At 64.2% G+C, this 24991-nt stretch carries 21 protein-coding genes; 11 read left to right on the forward strand and 10 right to left on the reverse strand.

Features of this window, described 5'->3' with window-relative positions; all coding sequences use genetic code 11:
- Window positions 1–2: 2 nt before the first annotated feature.
- Together ASF04_RS14680 and ASF04_RS14685 are read right to left on the reverse strand one after the other, a co-directional pair.
- Window positions 3–4175: a DEAD/DEAH box helicase gene (locus tag ASF04_RS14680; protein WP_056142970.1), complete on the reverse strand. Its 4173-nt coding sequence runs from the start codon at window positions 4173–4175 to the stop codon at window positions 3–5.
- 2 nt (window positions 4176–4177) lie between these two features.
- A complete protein-coding gene (locus ASF04_RS14685; protein ID WP_056142974.1) occupies window positions 4178–6136 on the reverse strand; it encodes a S9 family peptidase in 1959 nt (652 codons plus the stop codon).
- A gap of 97 nt (window positions 6137–6233) precedes the next feature.
- On the opposite strand from ASF04_RS14685, the gene hemE reads away from it, so the two are divergent.
- Together hemE and ASF04_RS14695 are read left to right on the forward strand one after the other, a co-directional pair.
- Entirely contained in the window at window positions 6234–7316 is a 1083-nt protein-coding gene (hemE, locus tag ASF04_RS14690; RefSeq protein ID WP_019924109.1) for a uroporphyrinogen decarboxylase, read from the forward strand.
- Window positions 7317–7880: 564 nt separating this feature from the next.
- Entirely contained in the window at window positions 7881–9917 is a 2037-nt protein-coding gene (locus tag ASF04_RS14695; protein ID WP_056142976.1) for a primosomal protein N', read from the forward strand.
- Here ASF04_RS14695 and ASF04_RS14700 read toward each other — a convergent pair.
- Window positions 9914–10318, reverse strand: coding sequence for a hypothetical protein (locus ASF04_RS14700; RefSeq protein WP_156368653.1), 405 nt, complete (start codon window positions 10316–10318; stop codon window positions 9914–9916). The two genes, ASF04_RS14695 and ASF04_RS14700, sit on opposite strands and share 4 nt — an antisense overlap.
- 18 nt (window positions 10319–10336) lie before the next feature.
- On the opposite strand from ASF04_RS14700, the gene ASF04_RS14705 reads away from it, so the two are divergent.
- Window positions 10337–10663, forward strand: a complete 327-nt coding sequence (locus tag ASF04_RS14705) for a hypothetical protein (RefSeq protein WP_156368654.1) — start codon at window positions 10337–10339, stop codon at window positions 10661–10663.
- On the forward strand, window positions 10660–10842 hold the full coding sequence (locus ASF04_RS14710) for a hypothetical protein (RefSeq protein WP_056142982.1): 183 nt from the start codon (window positions 10660–10662) through the stop codon (window positions 10840–10842). The genes ASF04_RS14705 and ASF04_RS14710 overlap by 4 nt, the downstream gene beginning before the upstream one ends.
- A gap of 54 nt (window positions 10843–10896) precedes the next feature.
- Here ASF04_RS14710 and ASF04_RS14715 read toward each other — a convergent pair whose 3' ends face one another.
- On the reverse strand, window positions 10897–11796 hold the full coding sequence (locus ASF04_RS14715) for an ArgP/LysG family DNA-binding transcriptional regulator (protein WP_056142983.1): 900 nt from the start codon (window positions 11794–11796) through the stop codon (window positions 10897–10899).
- Window positions 11797–11901: 105 nt separating this feature from the next.
- Between ASF04_RS14715 and ASF04_RS14720 the strand changes: the two genes are divergently transcribed.
- On the forward strand, window positions 11902–13341 hold the full coding sequence (locus ASF04_RS14720; protein WP_056142986.1) for a dihydrolipoyl dehydrogenase: 1440 nt from the start codon (window positions 11902–11904) through the stop codon (window positions 13339–13341).
- 60 nt (window positions 13342–13401) lie between these two features.
- Here ASF04_RS14720 and ASF04_RS14725 read toward each other — a convergent pair whose 3' ends face one another.
- Entirely contained in the window at window positions 13402–13884 is a 483-nt protein-coding gene (locus ASF04_RS14725) for an SRPBCC family protein (RefSeq protein ID WP_056142991.1), read from the reverse strand.
- 140 nt (window positions 13885–14024) lie between these two features.
- On the opposite strand from ASF04_RS14725, the gene ASF04_RS14730 reads away from it, so the two are divergent.
- The gene (locus ASF04_RS14730) at window positions 14025–16094 is read left to right on the forward strand and encodes a UvrD-helicase domain-containing protein (RefSeq protein ID WP_056142994.1); all 2070 of its coding nucleotides are present in this window, start codon (window positions 14025–14027) and stop codon (window positions 16092–16094) included.
- A gap of 41 nt (window positions 16095–16135) precedes the next feature.
- Window positions 16136–16345, forward strand: a complete 210-nt coding sequence (locus tag ASF04_RS14735) for a SlyX family protein (RefSeq protein WP_019924103.1) — start codon at window positions 16136–16138, stop codon at window positions 16343–16345.
- 4 nt (window positions 16346–16349) lie between these two features.
- Here ASF04_RS14735 and ASF04_RS14740 read toward each other — a convergent pair whose 3' ends face one another.
- Complete coding sequence (locus ASF04_RS14740; RefSeq protein ID WP_056142997.1) at window positions 16350–16817, reverse strand: heme-degrading domain-containing protein; 468 nt, start codon at window positions 16815–16817, stop codon at window positions 16350–16352.
- A 192-nt stretch (window positions 16818–17009) separates the two neighbouring features.
- On the opposite strand from ASF04_RS14740, the gene ASF04_RS14745 reads away from it, so the two are divergent.
- The 4 genes from ASF04_RS14745 (at window position 17010) to ASF04_RS14760 (ending at window position 22933) form a co-directional block, all read left to right on the forward strand.
- A complete protein-coding gene (locus ASF04_RS14745; protein ID WP_229205058.1) occupies window positions 17010–18122 on the forward strand; it encodes a GGDEF domain-containing protein in 1113 nt (370 codons plus the stop codon).
- Window positions 18123–18150: 28 nt separating this feature from the next.
- Window positions 18151–18597 carry an SRPBCC family protein gene (locus ASF04_RS14750; RefSeq protein ID WP_056143003.1) on the forward strand — a complete coding sequence of 149 codons (447 nt, stop codon included), beginning with the start codon at window positions 18151–18153 and terminating at the stop codon, window positions 18595–18597.
- Between the two features lie 75 nt (window positions 18598–18672).
- Complete coding sequence (locus tag ASF04_RS14755) at window positions 18673–22227, forward strand: DUF4450 domain-containing protein (RefSeq protein WP_200931097.1); 3555 nt, start codon at window positions 18673–18675, stop codon at window positions 22225–22227.
- 130 nt (window positions 22228–22357) lie between these two features.
- Entirely contained in the window at window positions 22358–22933 is a 576-nt protein-coding gene (locus tag ASF04_RS14760) for a TMEM175 family protein (RefSeq protein ID WP_056143224.1), read from the forward strand.
- A gap of 24 nt (window positions 22934–22957) precedes the next feature.
- On the opposite strand, the gene ASF04_RS14765 is transcribed toward ASF04_RS14760, so the two are convergent.
- From ASF04_RS14765 to ASF04_RS14780, 4 genes are all read right to left on the reverse strand, one after another.
- Window positions 22958–23611: a hydrolase gene (locus tag ASF04_RS14765; RefSeq protein ID WP_056143006.1), complete on the reverse strand. Its 654-nt coding sequence runs from the start codon at window positions 23609–23611 to the stop codon at window positions 22958–22960.
- A gap of 148 nt (window positions 23612–23759) precedes the next feature.
- The gene (locus tag ASF04_RS14770) at window positions 23760–24206 is read right to left on the reverse strand and encodes a hypothetical protein (RefSeq protein WP_156368655.1); all 447 of its coding nucleotides are present in this window, start codon (window positions 24204–24206) and stop codon (window positions 23760–23762) included.
- A 9-nt stretch (window positions 24207–24215) separates the two neighbouring features.
- Window positions 24216–24779, reverse strand: a complete 564-nt coding sequence (locus ASF04_RS14775) for a hypothetical protein (RefSeq protein ID WP_056143012.1) — start codon at window positions 24777–24779, stop codon at window positions 24216–24218.
- Entirely contained in the window at window positions 24776–24982 is a 207-nt protein-coding gene (locus tag ASF04_RS14780) for a hypothetical protein (RefSeq protein WP_056143017.1), read from the reverse strand. The genes ASF04_RS14775 and ASF04_RS14780 overlap by 4 nt, the downstream gene beginning before the upstream one ends.
- Window positions 24983–24991: the final 9 nt, after the last annotated feature.

Below are 24991 nucleotides of genomic sequence, written 5' to 3' on the forward strand. Positions count from 1 at the left end.
AGCTAATACTTGAGCCCCTCTTGCAACATGTTCAACATCTCGCCCGCCGACATGCGGCCCGAGACATCGCTGCCTTCGAGCAGGCTGTCGGCCAGGTCGCGCTTGTGCTGGTGCAGATCGACGATGCCTTCCTCGATCGTATGGCGCGCCACCAGGCGATAAATGGTCACCGGCCGCAGCTGGCCCATGCGGTGGGCGCGGTCCGAGGCCTGGTCTTCCACCGCCGGATTCCACCACGGGTCCATGTGGATCACGTAGTCGGCAGCGGTGAGGTTGATGCCCACGCCGCCCGCCTTCAGGCTGATCAGGAAAACGTCGCCGATGCCAGCCTGGAATGCATCGACCCGCTTCTTGCGCTCGTTCATCGGCGTCGAACCGTCGAGGTACTGGTAGCCGATATCGTTGGCGTCCAGGTGGGCGCGGATCAGCGCCAGGTGATCGACGAACTGACTGAACACCAGCACCTTGTGGCGGTTCTCCAGCAAGCCGGCCAGCAGGTGCGCAAACGCGGCCAGCTTGCTGCTGGCGATGCCCAGTTCCGGCGACACCAGGTTCGGATTGCAGCAGGCGCGGCGCAGCTTCATGATCTCGGCCAGGATCTGGATCGATTTCTTTTCCGCCGGGCCTTCCACGGCCGCCAGGGTTTCCAGCGCCGTGCGGCGCAGCGATTCGTACAGCGCGGTTTCCTCGGCCGACAGGTCCACTTCGAGCGTGATCTCGGTGCGCGGCGGCAGTTCGGTCAGCACCTGCGACTTGGTCCGGCGCAGCATGAACGGTTGAATCAGCCGGCGCAGGCGGTTGCGTGCACCCACTTCGGCGCGGTGGTCCTGCGGCTTTTCGATCGGCGCGGCAAAGCGCAGGTTGAACTGCTCGATGCTGCCCAGGAGGCCCGGATTGATGAAGCGGAACAGGTTCCACAACTCGCCCAGATGGTTTTCCAGCGGGGTGCCGGTGCACGCCATGCGGAAGTCGCCATTCAAGGCCATTACCGCCTGCGAGCGCTTGGTGGCGCCGTTCTTGATCGCCTGCGCTTCGTCGAGCACGATGGTGCGCCACTTGACACCCGCAAACAGCGCCGCTTCCAGTTGCAGCAGGCCGTAGCTGGCCACCACCAGGTCGTACGGCTGCAGGGTGGCCAGGGTGTCGGCACGGTCGCCGGCGCCGAACATCTTGACGTTCAAGGTGGGCGCAAAGCGCGCCGCCTCGCTCACCCAGTTCAGGCAGACGGAGGTCGGGGCGATTACCAGGGTAGGGCCGCTTGGTGCGCGCGAGAGGATCAGCGCCAGCGCCTGCAGGGTTTTACCGAGGCCCATGTCGTCGGCCAGGCAGGCGCCCACGCCCCAGTGCGCAAGGCGTGCCAGCCAGTTGAAGCCATCGACCTGGTAGTCGCGCAGGTCGGCCTGCAAGGTGGACGGCAGCACCGGCTCGAACGCGGTCTGCTCGGCCATGCGCGCCAGGTGCTCCTTCCACAGCTTGTCGGCCTTGACGCCACCGACGTCGTCGGCCAGTTCTTCCAGGGCGAACGACGCCAGCGGATGCAGGCGCACGCCGTCCTCGGTCAGCTCGCCGTAGGCCGAGACTTCGCGCAGGCGCCGGTGCAGTTCGTCGGCCAGCGCCAGGAAGCGGTTCTCGCCCAGTTCCACGAAGCGGCTTTTGCTTTTCTGGACCAGTTCGAGCAGGGTGCGCAGGTCCATCACCTTGTCTTCGTCGATCTGCACCTGGCCGCTGGCGGCAAACCAGTCCTTGTTGCTCTTGATGGCCAGGCGTACCTGCTTGGTCTCCACCTTGGCCGTGACGCGGAATTTCTCGCCTTCGGGCCAGGCGATGACGATGCTCTCGGGCGGCAGCTCCTGCAATTCGGTCAGCAGTTGCAGGCACAATGCGGGCTGGCCCAGCAGCCATTCGCCGTGTTCCTGTTCGGCGGATTCGAGCACCGGGCATTTGGCGATCAGCGCGCGTTCGGCGTCGCGCTCCTCGACCAGCTGGCGCCGTGCCTGCATCGGTTTGCCGCCGGCGTCGGCGATCACGCTGTCGGCGCCGTCGCCGGGTGCGTAGTAGGCGCCGTTGGGTAGCGGCCGCACCAGGATCTGCATCTTGAGGCCATGCTGGTAGGGCAGCAGGTGCACGTGCAGGCGCATGTCGGCCTCCACCTGCTCCATGTCGGGCGCGGCGCCGCCGATGTCCGACTGCACCGTCACCAGCGACGAAATCGACCGGATCGCGTGCAGCACCTGTTCTTCGGCGTGGGCCGGCACGTTGAGGGCGTCGCCGACGATGGCGCCGATGCGGCGGTGCTCGTCCTGGATCGTCACCACGCGCAGGCGCGTGGGCGTTTCCTTGGTGACGATCACCGTGGCGCTGTCGTCGGGAATCGGCGGGTGCAGGCGGATTTCGAGGTTACCCGCGCTTTTGCGGATCAACAGTTCCGGCTCGCCCGCCAACAACTCCACCCGCATGTCGGGCGCATCGGCCCAGTACAGCAGCGGGTGGCCGACCAGGGCGGCAACCGCGCGCTGCGGGTTGACTTCATACGCCATGCCGCTCGACGTGTAGCCGCGATGCGAGACCGTGATCGATTCGGTGGCGCGCACGTCCTGCGGCGTGAGGAAGTCGAACGCCTCGGTCTCGAAGCGCAGGCGTTTCAGGCTGGCCGCGCGGCCCTTGCTCCAGATGCCGCGCGCATCGCGCTTTTGCTCGACCGGTGTCACTTCCGTCACGCCCCAGCGCGGCTGATACTCGAGCAGCCACACCAGGCGCGACGCCTTGCCCGTGCCGGTCACCGCCGCGCCCTCGGGCTGCTGCAGATTGATCAGCGCCGTCAGCTGGCGCTGCCAGCCTTCCTGCCGCTCGAACCAGGTGGACAGGTCGGGCAGCGCCAGGCGCGCGCGCAGGGCGGCGCCGCGCTCGGACATCCCGACATTGCCCAGGTGGCCCAGCAAGGTGGCTGCCTGCGCCGCGATGAAGTAGAAACCGGCGCGGTCGGACTGCTCGAACAGTTCCTGCAACTGCAGCTTGCGCTCGCCCAGGTGCGGCACCGACAGCCAGTAGAACAGCAGGCACTGGAACAACTGGGTTTGCAGGTCGGGGTCCCATGCCAGGTTGCCGATGGCGTCGGCGGTCATGGTGCCGGCGCGGACCTGGCGCAGCAGGTCGAGCTGCTGGAAGATCGCGCTACCCCGGTTTTGTGGCATGCGTACCGCGATCTCGAGGTAGGCTTGCACGCTTTTCTGGTGCTTGGGGTCGGGGCTACGCAGCAGCGCGGCCAGATACAGGTAGCTGCCGAAGCCGTCGAACAGCTGCTTGCGCTTGCCGGTCTCGCGGCGCAACGTCTTCAGTGCCACCTCAAAACCTGCCAGCGCCGCGCTGCCCGCGCCCTGCAACAGCACCACGGTGCTGGCGAGGAACTGGCTGTCGGGGCCGGCCGTGCCGTCCAGGTAACGCCTGGCGTCGTCGATACGTCCGCCTAGGATGGCGTCGGCGGTCAGCGCCATGCGCAAGGCCGGGGCGACAGTGTCGTTGGTCGCCTGCCGGCGTTGCAGGTGCTGTTCGCAAAATTCGCGGATGCCCGGCGCGGTGTGTGGTTCGTACTGGGCGTTGTGCAGCAGGGTGGCCAGGATATCGTCCTGCATCAGCGGGTGCACGCGCGCCAGCATGCCTGCCTCGAACGGGCGCCCGAAGATTTCCACGATCGGATGCAGTTGCGCCGCCTCGTAGCTGTTCTGGCAAAACGCCAGGATCGGCGCCAGTTGCTGCGGCGCCTGGCCGCGCAACAGGCCCATGCGCAAGAGCGCCATGCCGGCGCGGTAGCTGCGCGGCTCGTAGCCGCCCCAGGTCTGGCGCAGCGGCACCAGTTCCATGTAGGCCGCGCACAGGTCGTCGAGCGCATGGGTGCCAATGGCGGCGCGGATGGCGGGCCAGCGCAGCTTGGGATTGCACACGTGGCCGCGTCCCACCACCACGCTGATGAAGGCCAGGCGGTCGAGTTTTTGCATGGCGTCGTCGAGCGTGAGCACGGTGTAGCGCTTGCCCTCGGCGTTTTCGATGCGGGCGTGCTTGAGCAGGTCGAGGATGGCGGTGCGTCCCACCGGCTCGCCGATCAGCGCCAGCAGCGCCAGGATCATTTTTTCATTGAATTCCAGCGCATCGAATTCGTGCTGCAAGGTGGTATCGGTCATTCTCAGTTGGGCAAGTTATCGATGTGAACCGGCGCCGGCGCGGCCGCATCGTGCAGGCCGAACATGCGCTGGTAAAAATACAGTTCCGCTTGCAGGGTGCGCACGATGTTCTCGCCCCTGCGGAAGCCATGGCCTTCGCCTTCGAGCGGCACGTACGCCACCGGCACGCCGCGTGCGCGCAGCGCATCGACCATCATCTCGGACTGCTGCGGCGGCACCACCTTGTCGTCCAGGCCCTGGAAGAAAATCATCGGGCGCTTGAGGCGGTCGGTGTGGTTGATCGGCGATCTGGCCTGGTACAGCGCCTCGGCCTGCGGCTGCGGCGCGATCAGGTAGGCATTGTAGTGCGATTCGAACTTGTGCGAGTCCTGGTCCAGCCCTTTCAGGTCCGACACACCGTAGTAACTGGCGCCGACCTTGAACACGTCGTGGAAGGTCAATGCGCACAGCGTGGTCAGGCCGCCGGCGCTGCCGCCGCGGATGATCAGGCGGTCGCCATCGGCCAGGCCCCGTTCGACCAGCGCGCGGGCGCCGGCCACGCAGTCTTCCACGTCCACGATGCCCCACTGGCCGCGCAGCAGGTCGCGGTAAGCGCGGCCGAAGCCGGTGCTGCCGCCGTAGTTCACGTCCAGTACGCCGAAGCCGCGGCTGGTCCAGAACTGCGTGGCCAGTTTTAACGTGTTGACGGTCATGCCGGTGGGGCCGCCGTGGCTGATCACGATCACCGGCGGTTTTTCGGCGTCGGGCGCGGTGACAAGCGCATTGCGCGGAGGGTAGAAGAAGGCGTAGGCGGTGCGGCCGTTGCTGGCAAACTCCAGGTTCAGCGGCACCGACAGGTTGGTTTCGTCGGGCAGGTCCTCGATCGACTGCGCCAGGATTTCCACGCCTTCTTCGGTAAAATCGATGCGCGCCAGTTCCAGCGCAATGGTCGGGCTGCCGGCCAGCATGGCGACATAGCCTGGCGCCACGCGCAATTCGCGGATTTCCTCGTACGGGTTGGAGAGCGGTTCCAGCTTGCCGCTGGCGGGCAGCAGGCGCGCCAGGCGGCTCACGCCCTTGTCGATATAGGTGCAGATGATTTCGCCAGCCGAGCGGAAGCCGTACATGCTGTTACCGAAGGTCCAGTGCGGGCCGCCGAACTCCGCTTCCATCGGGCACAGCGCCTCGATTGTCTGATCGCCGCCCTGGCGGTACAGGTTCCACCAGCCACTGCGGTCCGAGACGAAGTGCAGCAGGCCGTCCGGCGACCACTCGGGCTGGCAGATCGACTCCTCGGCGCCGCCCGCCACCTGCACCGGCGCCGCCAGCGTGCCGTCCGCGTTCACGCTGGCGCGCCACAGGGTGGTGCCCTGCCACGGCATGCGCGGGTGGTCCCAGCTGAGCCACGCCAGCGTGCGGCCGTCCGGCGCGAGGCGCGGCGACGAGTAAAAGTCGGCGCCTTCAACCAGCACTTGTTCAACGCCGTCGAAGCCGACCGCGCTGATGGTATTGACCGGCTGCGCGTGCTCGTCGCCATCGTCGGCGTGCAGTTCGCGCACGCCGATCAGGCGCTCATGCGCGCGGTCGAGCACGAAGTCGGCAAAGCGGTGCTGGCCGCCCTGCGACAGCGCCACCGGCGCGGCGTGGTCTGCGTCGATGGCCAAGCGGTACAGGCGGTTATCGGCAAAATGCGAGAAATACACGGTGTCGCCATCGACCAGGTACGCGCCGCCGCCGTATTCGTGCACGCGGGTGCGCACGTTGAACGGTGCGGGCGTCAGTTCCTGTGTTTCGGCGCCGTGGTGGCGCAGCAGGGCGTTGCGGCCCGCTTCGGCCGCGCGGCCGGCCAGCCAGAAGATGTCGTTGCCGTCCGCGCCGCCCACCTGCAAGCCGGACATGGGCGTGGCGCCGGCCGCCACGCGCGCGGCGTCGATGGTCGAGGTCCAGGTGCCGTAGGGGGCGATGGTGGGCGTGGCGGTCATGGCATCTCCAAAAAAGGGTGATCAAAGAGGCAAGCTTCCAGCGAAAGCGCACCCGGAGTGCGATAATAATCCTTTCGCCGCCATTTGATGATCACCGATGCCACAATTCGCCCCGCTCCAGAATGATACTTTCCTGCGCGCGCTGCTGCGCCAGCCGACGGACCACACCCCCGTGTGGCTGATGCGCCAGGCGGGGCGCTACCTGCCGGAATACCGCGCCACGCGCCAGAAGGCCGGCTCGTTCATGGGCCTGGCAACCAATCCCGACTACGCCACCGAAGTGACGTTGCAGCCGTTGGCCCGCTTTCCGCTCGACGCGGCGATCCTGTTCTCGGACATTCTGACCGTGCCCGACGCCATGGGCCTGGGCCTGTACTTCGTGGAAGGCGAGGGCCCGAAGTTCGAGCGTCCGCTCAAGACCGAGGCCGAAGTGCTGGCGCTGCGCGCGCCGGAACTCGATTCGCTCGACTACGTGTTCAAGGCTGTCACGCAAATCCGCACTGAACTCAATGGCCGGGTGCCGCTGATCGGTTTCTCGGGCAGCCCGTGGACGCTGGCGTGCTACATGGTCGAAGGCCAGGGTTCGCGCGAGTTCCACACCATTAAAAAGATGCTGTACAGCCGCCCGGACCTGATGCACCACATCCTGTCCACCAATGCCCAGGCGGTGGCGGCCTACCTGAACGCCCAGATCGACGCAGGCGCCCAGGCCGTGATGATCTTCGACTCGTGGGGCGGCGCGCTGGCCGATGGCGCCTATCAGACCTTCTCGCTCGACTACATGCGCCAGGTGGTGTCCTTGCTCAAGCGCGAAAAGGACGGCGTCAAGATTCCGGCCATCGTCTTCACCAAGGGCGGCGGCCAGTGGATCGAACAGATCGCCGACACCGGCGCCGACGCGGTAGGCCTGGACTGGACCGCCAATCTCACCCGCGCGCGCGCTGCCGTGGGCCACAAGGTGGCGTTGCAGGGCAACCTGGACCCGGCCATCCTGTTCGCCAACCCGGAACAGATCGTGGCCGAAGTGCACAAGGTGCTGGACGCCTTCGGCAAGCCGCAGGACGGCAACGGCCATGTCTTCAACCTGGGCCACGGCATTTCACAATTCACGCCGCCGGAAAGCGTCTCGGTAATGGTGGAAGCGGTGCACAGCTATAGCCGGGCGCAACGCGCCAGTTAAGGGCAAGTTCCAGCGAAGGGGCACGTTTCCTCCGGGGACGTGCCCTTTTTGCTTGGTGCACCCGGGCAAGCAAACCGACTTATGCACAATTTTTTCTACTGCAAAAATAACAGGCACTGCCATTTTACGCCCCGGGCATGCGCTTGCAAGTGATTGATTTTTATAGGTAAATTTTGTGTCATGAAAGGCATGGTTGCTCTTCAATACCATGTTGCACACAATCGTGGAGCACGTTATTTTGCCATTCTCCACAAAGTTATCCACATAAACTGTGGATAAAAAATAAAAGGTCTTAGTAAACCGGGACTTAGCGCGTGGTTGGGGATAATGTCACTGTCCGGGGCTGTTTATAGTCGGCCTGGCATGCTAATTACTTTACTTATGCACAGCGGCGCATAAATACCCGGTCTAAAAGCCGCTCTATGGTGTATTTTCCAAGTGCTTGATTTTAAAGGAATTTAATTTCGACATTTCTCTGTTTGCCGACGCTAGCATGGGTGATGTCACCACTTTCTGTAGGTTAAGATTCCTTTGTCCACAAAGTTATCCACATAAATCTGGCACATGACTGTTCTCTTTCCGCACTGCATCTTGCGCATCGCGCTCGACACGCCGCTCAACGCTGTTTTTGACTATCGCTGGCATTGCGAAGCCGACGCGCGGCCGCAGGTGGGACAGTTGGCGCTGGTGCAATTCGGCTCGCGCGAAGTGACCGGGCTGATCGTGGAAGTGGCCGACCAGACCGACGTGCCCGAAGCCAAGCTCAAGGATGCGCTGGCCGTGCGCAGCCAGTTGTCGCCGTTGTCGCCGCAATGGCTGGCGCTGGCCGGCTTTGCGGCCGACTACTACCAGCGCCCGCTGGGCGAGGTGGCGCTGCCGGGCCTGCCCAAGAACCTGCGGGTGAGCACCACGGTGGCGCTCGACCGGGCCATTAAAAAGCTGGCCAAAAACGAGGCGCCGCACGACGCCACGCCCGCCAACCCGCCACCGCTCAATGCGCAGCAACAGGAAGCGGCCGACGCCATCGGCGGCGCCACCGGTTTTACCCCCACGCTGCTGTACGGCGTAACCGGCAGCGGCAAGACCGAAGTGTATTTGCAGGCGTGCGACCAGGTGCTCACGCGCGAGCTGGACGCGCAGATCCTGATCCTGGTCCCCGAGATCAACCTCACGCCCCAGCTGGAAGGCAATATCCGGGCGCGCTTCCCGGGCGTGATGCTGGCCACCCTGCACAGCAGCCTGTCCGAGGGCGAGCGCATGCTGCACTGGCTGGCTGCACACCAGGGCCGTGCGCGCATCGTGCTCGGTACCCGGCTGGCGATTCTCGCGTCGCTGCCGAACTTAAAACTGATCGTCATCGACGAGGAGCACGACCCGTCGTACAAGCAGCAGGAAGGATTGCGCTATTCGGCGCGCGACCTGGCCGTATGGCGCGCGTGGCAGTTGCAGATTCCGATCGTGCTGGGCTCGGCCACGCCGTCGCTGGAAAGCTGGCACCACGCGCAGTCGGGCCGCTACCGCAAGCTCGAGCTGCGCGAGCGCGCCGTCAAAAACGCCGTGCTGCCGCAGGTAAAACTGCTGGACATGGAGCGCGACAAGCCGCAGGACGGGCTGACGTCGCAATTGGTGGCGGCGCTCAAGCTGCGCATGGAGCGCGGCGAACAGTCGCTGTTGTTCCTCAACCGCCGCGGCTACGCACCGGTGATCTGCTGCGAGTCGTGCGGCTGGATCAGCGAATGCACGCGCTGCACGTCGTTCATGGTGCTGCACCGCCCCGAACGCCGGCTGCGCTGCCACCATTGCAGCCTGGAGCTGCGCATCCCGCGCCATTGTCCCACCTGCGGCAACGTCGATCTGCAGCCGCTGGGGCGCGGCACCCAGCGCGTTGAAGAAGGATTGCAGGCGTTGTTCCCGGAGGCGCGCGTGCTGCGCATCGACGCCGACTCCACCCGCAAGAAGGGTAGCGCGCAGGAAGCGTTCGACACCGTGCACCGGGGCGAGGTTGATATCCTGATCGGCACCCAGATGGTGGCCAAGGGCCACGACTTCAAAAAACTCACGCTGGTCGGCATCCTCAATCCCGATACCGCGCTGTTCTCGCAGGACTACCGCGCCAGCGAGCGCCTGTTCGCGCAGCTGATGCAGGTAGCGGGACGGGCCGGCCGCGCCGGCCGCACCGAAAACGGCAGCCAGAGCGAAGTGCTGATCCAGACCCGCTACCCGCAGCATCCGCTGTACGGCGCGGTGGTCAACCACGACTACGACCACTTCGCCACCGCGCTGCTGGAAGAACGCGCACAGGCGGCGCTGCCGCCATACCTGTTCCAGGCGCTGCTGCGTGCGGAGGCGCGCGAACTGGCCACGGCGCTGGAATTTTTGACCATCGCGCGCGACTGCCTGGCCCACCCCAACATCACCATCAACGACCCGATCCCGATGACCATGACGCGCGTGCACAACGTCGACCGCGCACAGTTGCTGATCGAATCGCCATCACGCCCGCAGTTGCAGGCGTTCCTGAAGCAGTGGATGGACATGCTGCGCTCGATGAAGACCAGCCGGGTGAAGTGGTCGCTGGAAGTGGATCCGCTCGATATCTAGGGCGTTCCGATACCTTTGGTCACTGCCGGGTTGGCGATTTGTTCAATTAAAATGGACCGTTCAAGATAACGTCCACGGGTGTGCCGGTGTTCAATAGCCGAAACATTGCTGAGCCAGAAGTGAAGTCCCGCTTGTGTGGGCTGGCCGCTATTGTCAAATTCCACAAGGACAAGGTCGCGCGATGCTATGTGTGCTCCATGGGACGGCGCACGGGCTTTGAACATCTGTTGTGCTACTGCGGCGAAACCGGTAGCGAACTGGTGCGTCATAGTGATCGGGCGCCAGACCGGGTTGGCCTGCCCAAGCGCCATTTGATACGGGCTAAAAGCAGAGGTGGCCGACTGGTCATCCACCACAACCATCCGCAAGACATGTCGCTCAGCCTGGTCGATATTCTGCACCTAGTGTCCCGGCCTGGCATGATGGAGCTATTTGCGCATGGGCATGACGGTTCCTGGTACTGGGCCGAGTCTTACCGGCGGCGCGATGGGCACGACATGGTTTTGCACGGGGCCAATGCACTCGTGAAGGCCTATCGGCAGCTGGCAGCGCGAGGCAGTCCACTTGGCGAAGAGCTGGCGCCGCACCTGCTCAATCTTGCACTTGACTACTCGGGTATCATCATGTATAAATTTCAGCTGGGTCAATCCATGTTAGCCTCTGCGGCATCAGTGTCGGAAGACCGTAAAAATTGGTTGCTCGGCTATGTCAAAGAAGCCATCAGAAAGGAAAGGCAAATATCATGATGTTCCTCGAAAGTCCGTCGTTGTTCGCCCCACTTTCAACGTGGGAAGCCTGGGCCAAACGCTTGAATACCTTCAATCCGCATGACAAAACTGTCGTGGCAGAGAAAGAACGGACAAAAAAAATGATTGATCTTCTCAAGCAACCGGTAGAAATTACCGAGGAATTTATTCCTGCATGAGATAGTTTTTATCCTGCAAAAAGGCGCTTAGGCGCCTTTTTTGTTTTCAGACGACTATGCTTGCAACAATACCCGCCGCGCTGTCGCCACCAGTTGCTCGCTGAGGATGCGCGTAAACGGCGTGTCGAGCTTCCATGCATGCCAATTGAGCGCTACGTCCACGTGGTGGCCCGGCGCCAGGTCCACCAGCCGGTCCTCGGCCAGCGCGCGCGCCACCTGCGGCAGCGGCATCAGGCCGTAGGCCAGGCTGCCGTAGATGCATTCGAGGCTGGCGGCCGACGGCGGCATGGTGTGGTGCGGGTATGGGCCTTTCAAATCGAGCACGTCGCGCAGGAAGCTGGCCGTCATGTCGCCGTCCACGGTCATGGCCGGCGCCAGTTGCGCCGCTTCCAGGATAAAACCGTCGCCGAACCAGTGGCCCGCAAACGCCGGGGTGGCCACGCACACGTAGCGCATCACCCCCAGCGGCGTGACTGTCGGACCGGTGCCACCGGCCGGCTGGTCGTCCGGGCCTGCCGCTGCAACCGCGCCAAATACGCTACCCTCCCGCACCAGATGCAGGGCCTTGGCACGGTCGGCCTGTTCGATATTGAGCTGGCAACGGGGAGGCGACAGCAACGGCTGCAAACTGAGCGGCAACCAGGTGGCCAGGCTGGCCGCATCAACCGCCAATCCCACCTCGGGCATGCTAATCTTGTTGCCGAGATCGATATCGAGCGCCGCTTCCATCAATTTGACGTTGCGGTGGTGCGATACCAGCCGCTGGCCGAGGCCGGTGGCCACGGCCGGCTGGCCGCGCACGACCAGCAGCCGGCCGGCCGCGTCTTCCAGCGCCCTGATGCGTTGCGACACGGCCGACTGGCTGATGCCCAGCGCCAGGGCGGCTTTTTCGAAGCTGCCCTGGCTGACAACGGCATCGAGCACGGCCAGCGAACGATAATCGAGATGGTCCATAAGCTGTACTTATAAAATTTTAAAACAATAAGCAATACTAATTGATTTTGCCGTACAGCAAATATTTTGTGTTTCAATCGGAACCGCCCCAAGGCAATGCATACAATGAAAACTATTAAGACAGAAGTAGCTGTGATCGGCGGCGGTACCGCCGGCATGACGGCTTACCGTGCCGCCTCCAGCGGCGGCAAGAAAACCGTGCTGATCGAAGGCAATGTGTTTGGCACCACGTGCGCGCGGGTGGGCTGCATGCCCAGCAAGCTGCTGATCTCGGCTGCCGACGCCGCTCACGCGGTGCGCGAAGCGGCGCCATTCGGCGTCCAGGCCGGCGAACTGACGATCGACGGCCGCGCCGTGATGGCGCGCGTGCGCAGCGAGCGCGACCGTTTCGTTGGTTTCGTCACCGAGGCGGTGGACAACTATCCGGCGGCAGACAAGCTGCATGGCTACGCCCGCTTTCTCAGTCCTACCCGCTTGCAGATCGATGAACACACCATCGTCGAGACCGAGCGGGTGGTGATCGCCACCGGTTCCAGCGCCATCGTGCCCGAAGAGTGGCGCGCCGGCCCGCGCGTGATCACCAGCGATGACGTGTTTTACTGGGATGATCTGCCCAAGTCGATCGCCATTGCCGGCGCCGGCGTGATCGGCCTGGAACTGGGCCAGGCACTGCACCGCCTCGGCGTGCGGGTGACGATTTTCGGGCGCGGCGGCAGCGTGGCGCAACTGGGCGATCCCGAGGTGCTGAGCGTGGCGCGCAAGGTGCTCAAGGACGAGCTGGACCTGCGCTTCGATACCAAAGTGGTCAAGGTGGAACAGCATGGCGAGCAGATCACCGTCACCAGCGAGCACAAGGACGGAGAAAGTCGCACCGAACACTTCGATTACCTTTTGTCGGCGATCGGCCGCAAGCCCAACCTGGGCAAACTGGGCCTGGAGCACACGGGCCTGGTGCGTGACCACCACGGCGTGCCGGTCTATAACAAGTACACCATGCAGTGCGGCGACAGCGCCATCTTCATCGGCGGCGATGCCGACGACGAACTGCCGCTGCTGCCGGAGGCGGCCGACCAGGGCCGCATTGCCGGCGACAACGCCGCGCGCTACCCGGACGTGCGTCCCGGCCTGCGCCGCACGCCGCTGGGCATCGTCTTTACCGACCCGCAGATCGCCACGGCCGGCGCCAGCTACAAGCAATTGTGCGACTCGCACCCGGGCCGCTTCGCGGTGGGCCAGGTGTCGTTCGAGAACCAGGGCCGCAGCCGGGTGATGTTGCAGAACAAGGGGTTATTGCGCGTGTACGCGGAATTCCGCAGCGGCCGCTTTTTGGGCGCCGAGATGATCGGCCCCCGCGCCGAGCACATCGGCCACCTGCTGGCCTGGGCCGCGCAGGCGGGCCTGAGCGTATCAGCCATGCTGGACATGCCGTTTTACCACCCGGTGGTGGAGGAGGGCGTGCGCACCGCGCTGCGCCACTTGGCGCACGAGCTGGCCAACGAGCCGAAGCACGATGATCCGTGCGTCGATTGCACGCCGGCGCCGTGAGCGTCCAACAATGTACAGCCAGCCGGGGAACCAATATCCCCGCCTGGTCCCTTGCGCGGACTAGTTGAGCGTTGCGCCGAGCCGGCCTTGCGTGGCCAGCTCGCGGATCATGCCCACGGTATCGATATCGGCCTCCTTGTACGCCGAGCGCTTGAACTCGTCGTACATGGCGTTGGCCGCATCGGTCTCGGCGTCGTGGCCGTCGTCGTACTGGAAGCGCACGTACAGCGTTTCCGGCGTCGGCTGCTCGATGCTCATGGTGAGCGTGGATGCGGTGATTTCGTTTTGCGCCGGCACGTCGTACACCACGCGCTGCAACGGCTCCAGGCTCACGCGGTCTTCGATCACCAATTGACCGTAGCGCAGGCGGCGGCGGAAACCGTAGTCGGTACGTTCGTCGATGATGGCATCGTCCAGTTGCGGCACGAACAGCTTCGGCGATTCGGCGCGCAGCACCAGGCCGCTCCACAGTTGTTCGATCGACAAGGCGTCAAGCAGCGGGTTGAGCGGGTCGTTGATTTCAATCAGGTGTTCAAATTTCATGGCTAAGCCTGTAGCAGTTGGCGCCAGTGCGCGTTCAGCCCCAGATGGTAACGCAATCGGCAATTTCAACCGCTCTACCGGTGGCAAGAAGCAGCCACTGCTACAATAGGCGGCTCTTCCTACCCCTCCTGTTAGCGTTCATGTCCAAACCCTCATTCGGTCTCAACGTCCCGCAAAGTGCGGCCGTTGCCTATCTGGACGGCCCCTGCCTGGTGCTGGCCGGCGCCGGTTCGGGCAAGACGCGGGTGATCACCCAGAAAATCGCCCACCTGATCGAGGACCGGGGCTACGACCCGCGCACCATCGCCGCGCTGACCTTCACCAACAAGGCCGCCCTCGAGATGCAGGAGCGCATCGCCAAGCTGCTCAAGCAACCGAAGCAGGCCAAGCAGCTGACCGTCTCCACGTTCCACTCGCTGGGCGTGAAAATCCTGCGCCAGGAGGCCAACGGCGTGGGCTTGAAGGACCGCTTTTCCATCATGGACAGCGACGACTGCGGCTCGCTGGTGCAGGATCTGGCGATTACCACCGACAAGCAGATCGTGCGCCGCATCCAGACCGACATCTCGCTGTGGAAAAACGGCCTGATCGAACCGATGGTGGCGCTGCAAAACGCCAAGGACGAGGACGAAGCGCAATCGGCGCGCATCTATGCCAGCTACGTGGCCACGCTGTCGGCTTACCAGGCTGTCGATTTCGACGACCTGATCCGCCTGCCCGTGGAACTGTTCCGCAATAACGAGCCGATCCGCGACAAGTGGCAGCGCCGCCTGCGCTACTTGCTGATGGACGAATACCAGGACACCAACACCTGCCAGTACGAGCTGGTGAAACTGCTGGTCACCGGCATCAACAAGAAGCCGATGTTTACCGCCGTGGGCGACGACGACCAGGCGATTTACGCCTGGCGCGGCGCGTCGGTGGAAAACCTGAAAACCCTGCAGACCGATTTCCCGGACCTGGAGGTGATCAAGCTCGAGCAGAATTACCGCTCCACCACGCGCATCCTGCAAGCCGCCAACTCGGTGATCGGCAACAATCCCAAGTTGTTCGACAAGTCCTTGTGGTCCGAGCACGGCCTGGGCGAGCCGATCAACGTGCTGGGCATGGCCAACGACGACCAGGAAGCGGATCAAATCACCATGATGATCTCGGCCGACCACTTCCAGCGCAAAAACAAATGGTCCGATTACGCGATCCTGTATCGCGGCAACCACCAGGCCCGGGTGATCGAGCAGGCGCTGCGCAAGGAACGCATTCCGTACACGATTTCTGGCGGCCAGAGCTTTTTCGACAAGGCCGAGATCAAGGACATCATCAGCTACCTGCGCCTGCTGGCCAATACCGACGACGACCCGGCCTTCATCCGCGCGGTGACCACGCCGCGCCGGGGCGTGGGCCAGACCACGCTGGAAACCCTGGGCACGTTCTCGGGCCAGTGGCAGTGTTCGCTGTTCGAAGCCGTGTTCAAGGGCGGCATCGAGGGCTTGCTGGCCGATAAGCAACTCAAACCGTTGCGCGACTTCTGCAATTTTATTAATCACCTCGAATCGCGCGCCAGCCGCCCGGGCCCGAGCGGCAGCGGCGACAATGCCGCCCAGGTGCTTGACGACATGCTGGAAGCGATCAACTACGAATCCTTCCTGTACGACATGTTCGACGAGCGCGCCGCGCAGGCGAAGTGGCAGAACGTGATGGAATTCGTCAACTGGCTCAAGGAACGGGGCCGGGGCGGCAAGGACCGCGACGGCGAAGAAAAGAACGTGCTCGAACTGACGCAGATGGTGGCGCTGATGTCGATGCTCGAGGGGCAAGACGAAGACCCGGACGCGGTGCGCATGTCCACCCTGCACGCCTCCAAGGGCCTCGAGTATCCGCACGTATTCCTGGTCGGCGTGGAAGAGGGCATCCTGCCGCACAAGGGCGACCCCGACGCGCCGGCTGAAACCATTGCCGCGCGGGTGCAGGAAGAACGGCGCCTGATGTACGTGGGCATCACCCGCGCCCAGCGCACCTTGCAAATCACGTGGTGCAAGAAGCGCAAGCGCGCCGGCGAGCAGGTGCATTGCGACCCGTCGCGGTTCATCAAGGAAATGGCGCTCGACGAAGGCACGGCCGCGCCGCAGGAGTCCGAAGTGATCACGCCAAAAGAACGGCTGGCGCGCATGAAAGAATTGCTGGCGACCCCGAAACCCACGCCGCAGCCATAACCCCGCTGTAGAATGCCCGCTTTCCCGCCAGGAGTACCGCCGTGAGCAATACCGAAGACCGCTTCATCGACCTCGAGATCAAGATCGCCCACCAGGAGCACCTGGTGGAATCGCTGGGCCAGCGCATCTACGAACAACAGCAGCAGATCGACAAGCTCGAACAGCTATGCGCCGCCCTGATCCAGCACGTGCGCACCCAACCGCAAAACGGCGGCGGCCAGCTGCCGCACGAGCCGCCACCGCACTACTAAAACCTTACACCAGCACCGACCGCAACGCCTCCACGGCAATCGCATGGTCGTCGGCCTGGCGCAGGCCGGAGACGGTCACCGTGCCGATCAGCCCGACATTCTTGATGACGATCGGGAACGCGCCGCCGTGTGCGGCGTAGTCCTGCGGCGGCAGATATTTAATTTCATCGAAGGCCACGCCCCGGTGCTTGTGGTCGATGCCGATAAAGTAGGACGAGCGCCCGAAACGTTCCACCACGTTGTTCTTGCGCCGGATCCAGTCGGCCTGGTCGGCGGCCGCACCCTGCATCGCGTGGTGGAAAAGCACCTTGCCGTTGACCGTGATATTGACGGTGACGACCTTGCCGCGCTGGCGCACGATCTCGATCACTTTCAGGCCCAGCGCCAGCGCGATATCGCTGGTAAAAGCGGTAAATTGCAGTTCCTGCTCCTGGCGTGTCAGGGTTTCCAGCTGTTCTGCGAAATTCTCCATCGATGTTGCCTCATGTCACAAATATTGAATATTCCAGCATAGGGTGAAACCATGTAATTGTCCACGCGGCGAAGCTTGAGGCCGCCTTTTGTGCGCTATACTGCTGGCCGAATCCCGCTCCTTCCCCCTCCCGACTCGATGCAAATAGACGTCTCCTCATTGCTCGTCGCCATGACACTGAATTTGACAATCATGGCGGTCGCGTTGCCCTATTTTATGGGGCAGGTGAACCGGGCCGCGCGCTATGCCCAGGCCGGGATGGGTTTGCACACGGTGGGCTGGATCCTGCTCTTGATCGCTTGCGTGGTTACGCCGTTCAGCCTGCTCGACCGCACGCTGTCCACGCTGTCGATGGCCGCCATTGCCGGCGGCATGGCGTTCAACGCTGCCGCTTTCGATCTGTGGTGCGGCCGCGCAGTCAAGGTACGTGCTTCGGTGATCGTGGCGGTGCTGCTCACGGTTGGTTATTGCATCGGCTACAACAGTTATCCGTTCCGGGTGGGCTGGGCCAACGGCCTGCTGGCGCTGCAGATCGCCATGGTGGTGGTGTCGCTGTGCCGCCGGCCGCAGGTGCGCGTGGGCCGCTGGCGCTGGCTGCTGGTGATTTCGCTGCTGGCGCAAATGGTCGTCACCGGCTGGCGCGGCGTGCTGGGCGCGTTCTACACCGAGCAGTTCCCCAATTTTTTTGCCCCGCACATGGTCAACATGGTGTTTTCGCTGGTATCGAACATCACCGTGATGCTGTCGCTGGCGGCATTGCTGCTGGCCCACCGCGACGAGGCCGCCCGCGAGCTCGAACGCCTGGCCACCGTCGATGGCCTGACCGGCGCCCTCAATCGCCGCGCCTGGCTGGCGCAGGCCGGTAGCGACCTGGCCATGAGCGTGCGCTATCGCCAGCCGATGGGTGTGCTGATGCTCGACCTCGATCACTTCAAGCAGATCAACGATACCCGGGGCCATGCCGTGGGCGACCTGGCGCTGCAAAAATTCGCCAAGGCGATGCGCGCCGTCAGCCGCGCCGGCGATCAGTGTTGCCGCTATGGCGGCGAGGAATTCTGCGTACTGCTCAACCGCGCCGATACGGCTGCGGTACAAGCCTACGACCAGCGCCTGCGCGACTGGCTGCGGCAGCACGCGCCGAAGAAACTCGGTTTCGAGTTATCGTACAGCGCCGGCATCGCCATGCGCCTGTCCGATGACGACAACATCGAAGCCATGCTGCAACGCGCCGATGCCGCCATGTACACCGCCAAGCAGCAGGGCCGTGGCGTCACCCTGACCGGCGACGTCTGCGAACTGGTGTAATTCTTCAACCACGCATGGAGGACTTGCTATGACTGCCAACACCGTTCAACTCCACCGGGTGCTGCGCACCACGCCCGAAAAACTCTACCGCGCCTTTACCGATGCCGATGCCTGGGCCAAGTGGCTGCCGCCGTTCGGCTTTGTCGCCGCCGTGCAGCAGATGGACGCGCAGGTGGGTGGTACATACCGCATGTCGTTTACCAATTTCGGCACCGGCGCCAGCCACGCATTCGGCGGCGAATTCCTCGAGCTCACACCCTGCGAGCGCCTGCGCTACACCGCCCGCTTCGACGACGCCAACCTGCCCGGCCAGATGCAAACCACCGTCACCCTGCGCGCGGTGTCGTGCGGCGTGGAGCTGACCGTGGTGCAGGAAGGCATACCCGACGTGATTCCGCTCGAGGGCTGCTACCTGGGCTGGCAGGAATCGCTGGTGCAACTGGCGCAGCTGGTGGAGCCAGATATTAACCAGTAAGGCCGCCGCTCATCCGGCTGATTGTTTGAACCGGCGGTCGGCGCACGCGGTGCCATTTACGGTAACGTGCGATCCATGATCACACGATATGCGATGCAGTTGACGATGGCGGTGGCCGCGTGCGCGATGCACGGCGCATTTCCGTACGCGTCCGCGCGCGCAGCCGAGCCGCCCAGGCTGGAAGCCCAGTCGCGCTTTCCCAACCTGCTGGGCGACACCGACCGCCCTCTGCGCTACCGCCCCGACGGCGACGATTTCGTCATCGACAATGGCGCCGAATTCTTCAACCGGCCGCTTTATGGCGGCAACAGTGCATTTCGTGTCGATGGCGGCGACAGGCCCGAGTTTTCGCTGTACCTGCCCGGCCGTGGCGGCAACCTGCGCCTGGGCGTGTGCATGGCCGCCGGCACTGGCCCCCGCTGCCTGTGGCTGCACGACGCCGCCCGCATCACCACCCGCTACCGACCGGGCGAGCTGCACTACGAGATCCGCGATGCGCGGCTCGGTGCCGGCGGGCGCATCTCGGTCGTCGCGCTGGCCTACGCCGCCACCGAAGGGCTGGGCGTAAAAGTGCAGGGCGCCGGCTTGCCGGCTGCTACGCAACTGGTGGTCGCCTTTGGCGCCGGCGACGGCAAGCGCGGACGACGCGACGGCGATATCGGCACCGAGGCCGTGCCGATCGGCGAATACTTCCAGTTTTCCCCCGATCCAGCACGCGGCGCGCGTATCGAACCCGGCGCCAACGGCTTCCGGGTGGTGGCGCCGCATGCGACCATCAGCATCACTGCCGCGTCTCGCGCAGGTAGCGGTAACGCCACGACTGCCAATGCCACTGGCGCTGCCGCCACTGCTGCTAATGCCACCGCTGCCACCGCTGCCACCACTGGCGCTGTCGGCGCTGCCGCCGTCAATGCGGCGCCACTGGTCACGCGCCATGATGCGGCGCAGTGGCAGCACCTCGACGCGCTGCTTGGCTCCGCGCCGCCCAGCAATGCCGACGTCGATGTGAATGCCGACGCCGGAATCGGAACCGGAACCGGCGTGGCCGTCGCCCGCATCGCCCTGGCGGCAGCACCCGTGCATCTCGCCGTGCAGGTCACCGCGCGCGCCGGGGCGCAAGAGCAGGATGTGTACCGCGCGGTCGGCGCCGCCACACTCGGCGCCGACCGCGCCGCCGCCCGCCTGCTGCCGGCCTTCCAGACCGCCGAACTGGCCGAGCGCTTCGACCAGGCCCGCCAGCATTTCGACCGCCTGCGCCACCGCGTGCGCATCGACACGCCCGATCCCTACCTGAACGCTGCCATGGGCGCGCTCAACGTCGCTGCCGATGCCGTGTGGGACGACAGCCAGGGCGCCATCATGCACGGCGCGGTAGCGTGGCGCACCAAGCTGCTGGGCTGGCGCGGGCCGTACGCGCTCGACGCGCTGGGCTGGCACGACCGCGCCCGCGCCAATATCGACGCCTGGACCGGGCGCCAGAATACGTCGCCCGTTCCGGCGCAGATACCGGCGCCGGAGGCAGCCACCAACCTGGCGCGCAACGAGACCGCGCTGCATTCGAACGGCGACCTCAGTACCTCGCACTACGACATGAACCTGGTGTTCATCGATGCCCTGCTGCGCCACCTGCTGTGGACCGGCGACAAAGCGCTCGCACAAGCGGTATGGCCGGTACTGGAGCGGCACCTTGCCTGGGAACGGCGCTTGTTCAGACGGCCGTTCGGCGCCGACCAACTGCCGCTGTACGACGCCTACGCCGCCATCTGGGCCAGCGACGACCTGTATTACAACGGCGGCGGCGCCACCCACACCTCGGCCTACAATGCCTGGCACAACGCCATGGCCGCGCGCATCGCCACGTGGCTGGGCAAGGATGCCACCGCATACGCCACCGAAGCGGCAGCCATCCGGCAGGCCATGCGCACGCAGTTATGGATGCCGCAACAGGGCGCGTTTGCCGAATACCGCGATGCGCTGGGCGGCCAGCTGCTGCACCCGCACTATGCGCTGTGGAGTTTTTATCACACCATCGACGCCCAGGTGCCGACGCCGTTCGAGGCGGCGCGCATGGCGGCGGCACTGGACCGCGACCGCCGCGCCATTCCCGTGCGCGGCCCCGGCGTGCCTAGCGACCGCCCGTACCGCGTGCTGCCCACCACCGACTGGATGCCTTATTCATGGTCGATCAACAACGTGGTGATGGGCGAGAACCTGCACACGGCGCTGGCCTACTGGCAGGCGGGCCGCAGCGACACCGCGTTCGAGATCACCAAGGGCGCGCTGCTGGCCAGCCTGTACATGGGCATAAGTCCCGGCAATATCGGCACCATGAATTATCTCGACGTCTACCGGCGCGAGGCGCAGCGCGACTTTGCCGACGGCGCCGGCGTGATGGCGCGCACGCTGGTCGAAGGCCTGTTCGGCGTGCAGCCCGATGCGCTGTCAGGGGTGCTCACCGTGCGTCCCGGCCTGCCGCGCGCGTGGGATCACGCCAGCCTGGCGCATCCGGACGTCAATGTCGCTTACCGCCGCCACGGCCAGCGCGAACGCTGGACCATCGGCCAGGCCGGCCGGCGCTTCCCGCAGTTGGCGTTTGAATTGCCGGCCCGCGCGGCGAATGCGGTGGTGGTACGCGTGAACGGCAAACCGGCGCGCTGGCGCAATGTCGATGACGCGGTAGGCGCGCCGCGCCTGCGGATTGACACGCCGCTCGGCGCCAGCGCCGCTATCGAGATCGTGTGGGGCGGCGCCGAAATTGATGCGCGGGTGGCCAGGCCCGATGCTGGCGCTGGTGCGCAGGACGGTTTCACGCGCTACCGCCAGGGCGCATTCGCCTGGTGGCAGCAAGTACCTGATGCTGTAGCGTCCACAGCGTCTGCATCGGCGCAGACGGTAGCGTCATCGGCCACGGTGCCTGCCGCGCAGTGCGTGGCCAGCGGTGCGTCGTGGCTGGACGGCGCGCCGGTGCAGGCGCGCACTGTCGACCTGTCGCCCTGGTTCAACGACGAGGTAACGCAGCTGTTCAAACCGGGCAAGTACGTGACGCCGCGATCGCCGTACGCCACGCTGGCGCTGCCAGCGCAGGGTGCGGGCGCGTGGGCCGGCCACGTGCAGGAACTGCCCGAGATCGACGACGCCGGCTTGCGCGCTTTGGGCGGCACGCTGACGCTGCCGAACGGCCTGCATTTCGCCACGCCGCCGGCGGGCGCCAACATCATGTTCACGTCGCAGTGGGATAACTATCCGCGCCAGGTTATCGTGCCGTTGCAAGGCCAGGCGCGCCGCGCCTTTTTGCTCATGGCCGGCTCCACCAACCACATGCAAAGCCGCATCGACAACGGTGTGATCGAGGTTACTTACCGCGATGGCATTAGCACCCGCCTGGCATTGCGCAATCCGGACAACTGGTGGCCGATCGAGCAGGATTATCTGATCGACGACTACCAGTTCCCGTTCTGCGGCCAGCTGCCGCTGCGCGTCGATCTGAAGACCGCGCGCCCAGGTGCCCGCCACGGGAAAACACCCGGCCAACGGCCGCCGCATCGCCGGCGGCGCCGCCACCGTGATCGCAGTGCCGCTCGACCCCGCGCGCCAGCTGCAATCGATCACAGTGCGGGCGCTGGCCAATGACGTGGTGCTGGGGGTGATGGGGGTGACGCTCGATCAGCCGTAAGGTCTCTCCCTTTACACAGAGGAGTTCCCGTCACTTTCGGCGCTAAAATGCCGCATCGTGTCGCACTTCGGTGGTAAGGGTAAAAAGATGGGCAAGAATCGACTGGAAGCGTTCAGCGATGGCGTGATTGCCATCATCATCACCATCATGGTGCTCGAGCTGAAGGTGCCGCACGGGGCCACGCTGGCGGCGCTGGAGGCGTTGACGCCGGTGTTGCTTGGCTATGTGCTCAGTTTTGTGTACGTGGGCATTTACTGGAACAACCATCACCATATGCTCAACGCCTCGGCACGTGTCAACGGCAAGGTGTTGTGGGCCAATCTGCATTTGCTGTTCTGGCTGTCGCTGATTCCGTTTACCACCACCTGGGTGGGCGAGAACGTGATGGCGCCGTTGCCGGTCGCGCTATATGGCGTGGTGCTGTTTTTTGCAGCGGTCGCCTACTATGTGCTGGAAAAATGCCTGATTTCCTGCAATCCCAACGACCATATCCTTGCCAACGCGGTTGGCAAGGAATACAAGGGCGCAGTATCGGTGGTGCTGTACTTGCTGGCCATTCCGCTGGCCTACCTGCATGTGTGCGCAGCGTATGCGTTGTACATCCTCTGCGCCATGGTCTGGTTCCTGCCGGACCGCCGCATCGAGGCGCAGATGCGCTCGTGATGAGGTGGTCCGGCGCCAGCCCGATCAGTGGCCTTCGGAGGCGTTGAACATGGTCTTGGCGTAGATCAGGCCCAGGCCGTAGGCACCGCCGTTGACAATCGAGGTTTTGACGGTTTCGTCGTAGGTTTCGCCACGCGCCCAGTCGCGTTGCAGTTCCAGCAGGTACTGGAGCGACGTCATCGGACGGGCACCCAGTTGCACCATGCGCTCGACGGCGCGCTCATGCGCTTCGTCGGACACGTCGCCCGACGCATCGGTGATCACATACACTTCGAAGCCCTGGTCCAGCGCCGACAGTGCGGGGCCGACGATGCACACCGAAGTCCACAGACCGGCCAGCACGATTTTCGATTTGCCGATGGCGTTGACGCGGTCGGCGATGCGCGGGTCTTCCCAGGTATTCATGCTGGTGCGATCGATTGCCACTTCATCCGGGAACACTTCCTTGATTTCGTTGAAGATCGGACCGGAAAACGATTTTTCCGCCACCGTGGTCAAAATGGTCGGTACCTTGAATTCCTTGGCGGCCTTGGCCACCAGCGCCACGTTGTTACGCAGTTGCACCATGTCGATCGACTTGGTGGCAAACGCCATTTGCGACTGGTGATCGATCATGATCAGCGCGTGGTTGGTTGGGTTCAGCAGAGTTTGACCTGGTTGGGCGATGGCGGTTGGCATAATATATTCTCCTAAGATGTTCAATAAATTCGATAGTTTGGTTTGCTTTACTGCGCGGTATTCTGCGCTGCTGAAACGAAGTATGTTCGAATCAGGCTCAATTCAAAAGCGGAAAAATTTGCGTCTTATTGTCGAAAATTTCGATAGATCATTCAGCAGCTTTTGACGTGCGTGAAATCTCGGCACGGAGGTCGCGAATGTTCTGCTGGTGCCGGCGTAATTGTTCGCGCGAACGCTGCAGCGGTTCGTTGGCGAGGCTGCGACTGTGGGCAATGTTTTCCTGCAAGGCCGCCAGTTCCGCATCGAGTTCCTGGCGCAGGATGACCAGCCGGTCGCGGTCGCGCGCCTGCTGCTCGTGCGCGGTGATCTGCAGGCGCAACGGTGCAGCTTGCCTCGCAGCCAAGGCAGGCGGCACCGATACAGCGTCGGGTATAGCCGTGGTACGGCCACCAATCATTTCGATACCTTGTCCATCGCGGTAGCGCACCGCCTCGCCGCCATGCGCGCCCGTCGCCAGCAATGCCAGGCATGCCAATGAAGCCCATGAAGCCAGCCGCGGCGGACAGGCGGCGTGTGATCGTCGGCGCGGGCGCATGGTGCTTGCTCACAGGTAGCTGATCTTGGTCCAGGCGCGGCGCCGGTGCTCGGTCAGGCTGCCCATCTTGCCGCGCATGGTGTAAATGTTGAGCACGACGGGAAACCTGCCCGGCGCTTGGCCCACGAACATCATCACGTCCAGTGCCTGGCCCTGGCCGGTGCCGTCGAGTGCCGCTTCAAAACCGCGCAGCACGCCATACTCGGCCCGCACCGGCTGCAAGGCCCGGGCCTGGCCCAGCGTCAGCCCGAAGTTCTGGCTGGCGCCACGGATCGCCGTGGTAGCCATGGTGGACAGCGTGCTGTCCGGACTATTGGCACCGGGCCAGGACATATACGTCATCACCGTGGGCGGATGGTAGGCGTCCGGGCTTTGCGCGACGAAGGTGGGGCGCCCGGTTTGCGTGGACAGCGTGGTGTCCCACGGTGGCTGGTTCTCCACCCAGATCTCCAGGCCCAGTTCCCTGACCTTGTGGATCTGCATCTGGCGCAGCGCGCGCTTCGGTTCGGCCAGAACACCGCGCGCACACAAGGCCAATGCGCCCAAGGCGGCCAGGTGATGACGGCGGTTCATCGCACACCTCCTGCGCTCACGATCGCCGAGCCCATGCCCAGCAAGGTCAGCACCGCTACCGACAGCACGCCGTACCAGCGGCGGCTGCGCGCCAGCGCCGTGCGCCAGTCCAGCCGGCTCGCCAGCCAGCAGACCACCCATACCAGCGCAAAGCTGAGCAGTGCGCGACCAGACAGATTTCCCAATACGAAGCTGAGTGACATGGCAGCCTC

Origin of the sequence: Duganella sp. Leaf61 (assembly GCF_001421905.1) — a bacterium.
GTDB lineage: Bacteria > Pseudomonadota > Gammaproteobacteria > Burkholderiales > Burkholderiaceae_D > Rugamonas > Rugamonas zoogloeoides.

What these genes read in the sequence shown, in the direction of transcription:
- ASF04_RS14680 (WP_056142970.1), bottom strand. Translation starts at nt 4,175, where the DNA reads ATGACCGATACCACCTTGCAGCACGAATTCGATGCGCTGGAATTCAAT.
- ASF04_RS14685 (WP_056142974.1), bottom strand. Translation starts at nt 6,136, where the DNA reads ATGACCGCCACGCCCACCATCGCCCCCTACGGCACCTGGACCTCGACC.
- hemE (WP_019924109.1), top strand. Translation starts at nt 6,234, where the DNA reads ATGCCACAATTCGCCCCGCTCCAGAATGATACTTTCCTGCGCGCGCTG.
- ASF04_RS14695 (WP_056142976.1), top strand. Translation starts at nt 7,881, where the DNA reads ATGACTGTTCTCTTTCCGCACTGCATCTTGCGCATCGCGCTCGACACG.
- ASF04_RS14705 (WP_156368654.1), top strand. Translation starts at nt 10,337, where the DNA reads ATGATGGAGCTATTTGCGCATGGGCATGACGGTTCCTGGTACTGGGCC.
- ASF04_RS14710 (WP_056142982.1), top strand. Translation starts at nt 10,660, where the DNA reads ATGATGTTCCTCGAAAGTCCGTCGTTGTTCGCCCCACTTTCAACGTGG.
- ASF04_RS14715 (WP_056142983.1), bottom strand. Translation starts at nt 11,796, where the DNA reads ATGGACCATCTCGATTATCGTTCGCTGGCCGTGCTCGATGCCGTTGTC.
- ASF04_RS14720 (WP_056142986.1), top strand. Translation starts at nt 11,902, where the DNA reads ATGAAAACTATTAAGACAGAAGTAGCTGTGATCGGCGGCGGTACCGCC.
- ASF04_RS14725 (WP_056142991.1), bottom strand. Translation starts at nt 13,884, where the DNA reads ATGAAATTTGAACACCTGATTGAAATCAACGACCCGCTCAACCCGCTG.
- ASF04_RS14730 (WP_056142994.1), top strand. Translation starts at nt 14,025, where the DNA reads ATGTCCAAACCCTCATTCGGTCTCAACGTCCCGCAAAGTGCGGCCGTT.
- ASF04_RS14740 (WP_056142997.1), bottom strand. Translation starts at nt 16,817, where the DNA reads ATGGAGAATTTCGCAGAACAGCTGGAAACCCTGACACGCCAGGAGCAG.
- ASF04_RS14745 (WP_229205058.1), top strand. Translation starts at nt 17,010, where the DNA reads ATGGCGGTCGCGTTGCCCTATTTTATGGGGCAGGTGAACCGGGCCGCG.
- ASF04_RS14750 (WP_056143003.1), top strand. Translation starts at nt 18,151, where the DNA reads ATGACTGCCAACACCGTTCAACTCCACCGGGTGCTGCGCACCACGCCC.
- ASF04_RS14755 (WP_200931097.1), top strand. Translation starts at nt 18,673, where the DNA reads ATGATCACACGATATGCGATGCAGTTGACGATGGCGGTGGCCGCGTGC.
- ASF04_RS14760 (WP_056143224.1), top strand. Translation starts at nt 22,358, where the DNA reads ATGGGCAAGAATCGACTGGAAGCGTTCAGCGATGGCGTGATTGCCATC.
- ASF04_RS14765 (WP_056143006.1), bottom strand. Translation starts at nt 23,611, where the DNA reads ATGCCAACCGCCATCGCCCAACCAGGTCAAACTCTGCTGAACCCAACC.
- ASF04_RS14770 (WP_156368655.1), bottom strand. Translation starts at nt 24,206, where the DNA reads ATGCGCCCGCGCCGACGATCACACGCCGCCTGTCCGCCGCGGCTGGCT.
- ASF04_RS14775 (WP_056143012.1), bottom strand. Translation starts at nt 24,779, where the DNA reads ATGAACCGCCGTCATCACCTGGCCGCCTTGGGCGCATTGGCCTTGTGT.
- ASF04_RS14780 (WP_056143017.1), bottom strand. Translation starts at nt 24,982, where the DNA reads ATGTCACTCAGCTTCGTATTGGGAAATCTGTCTGGTCGCGCACTGCTC.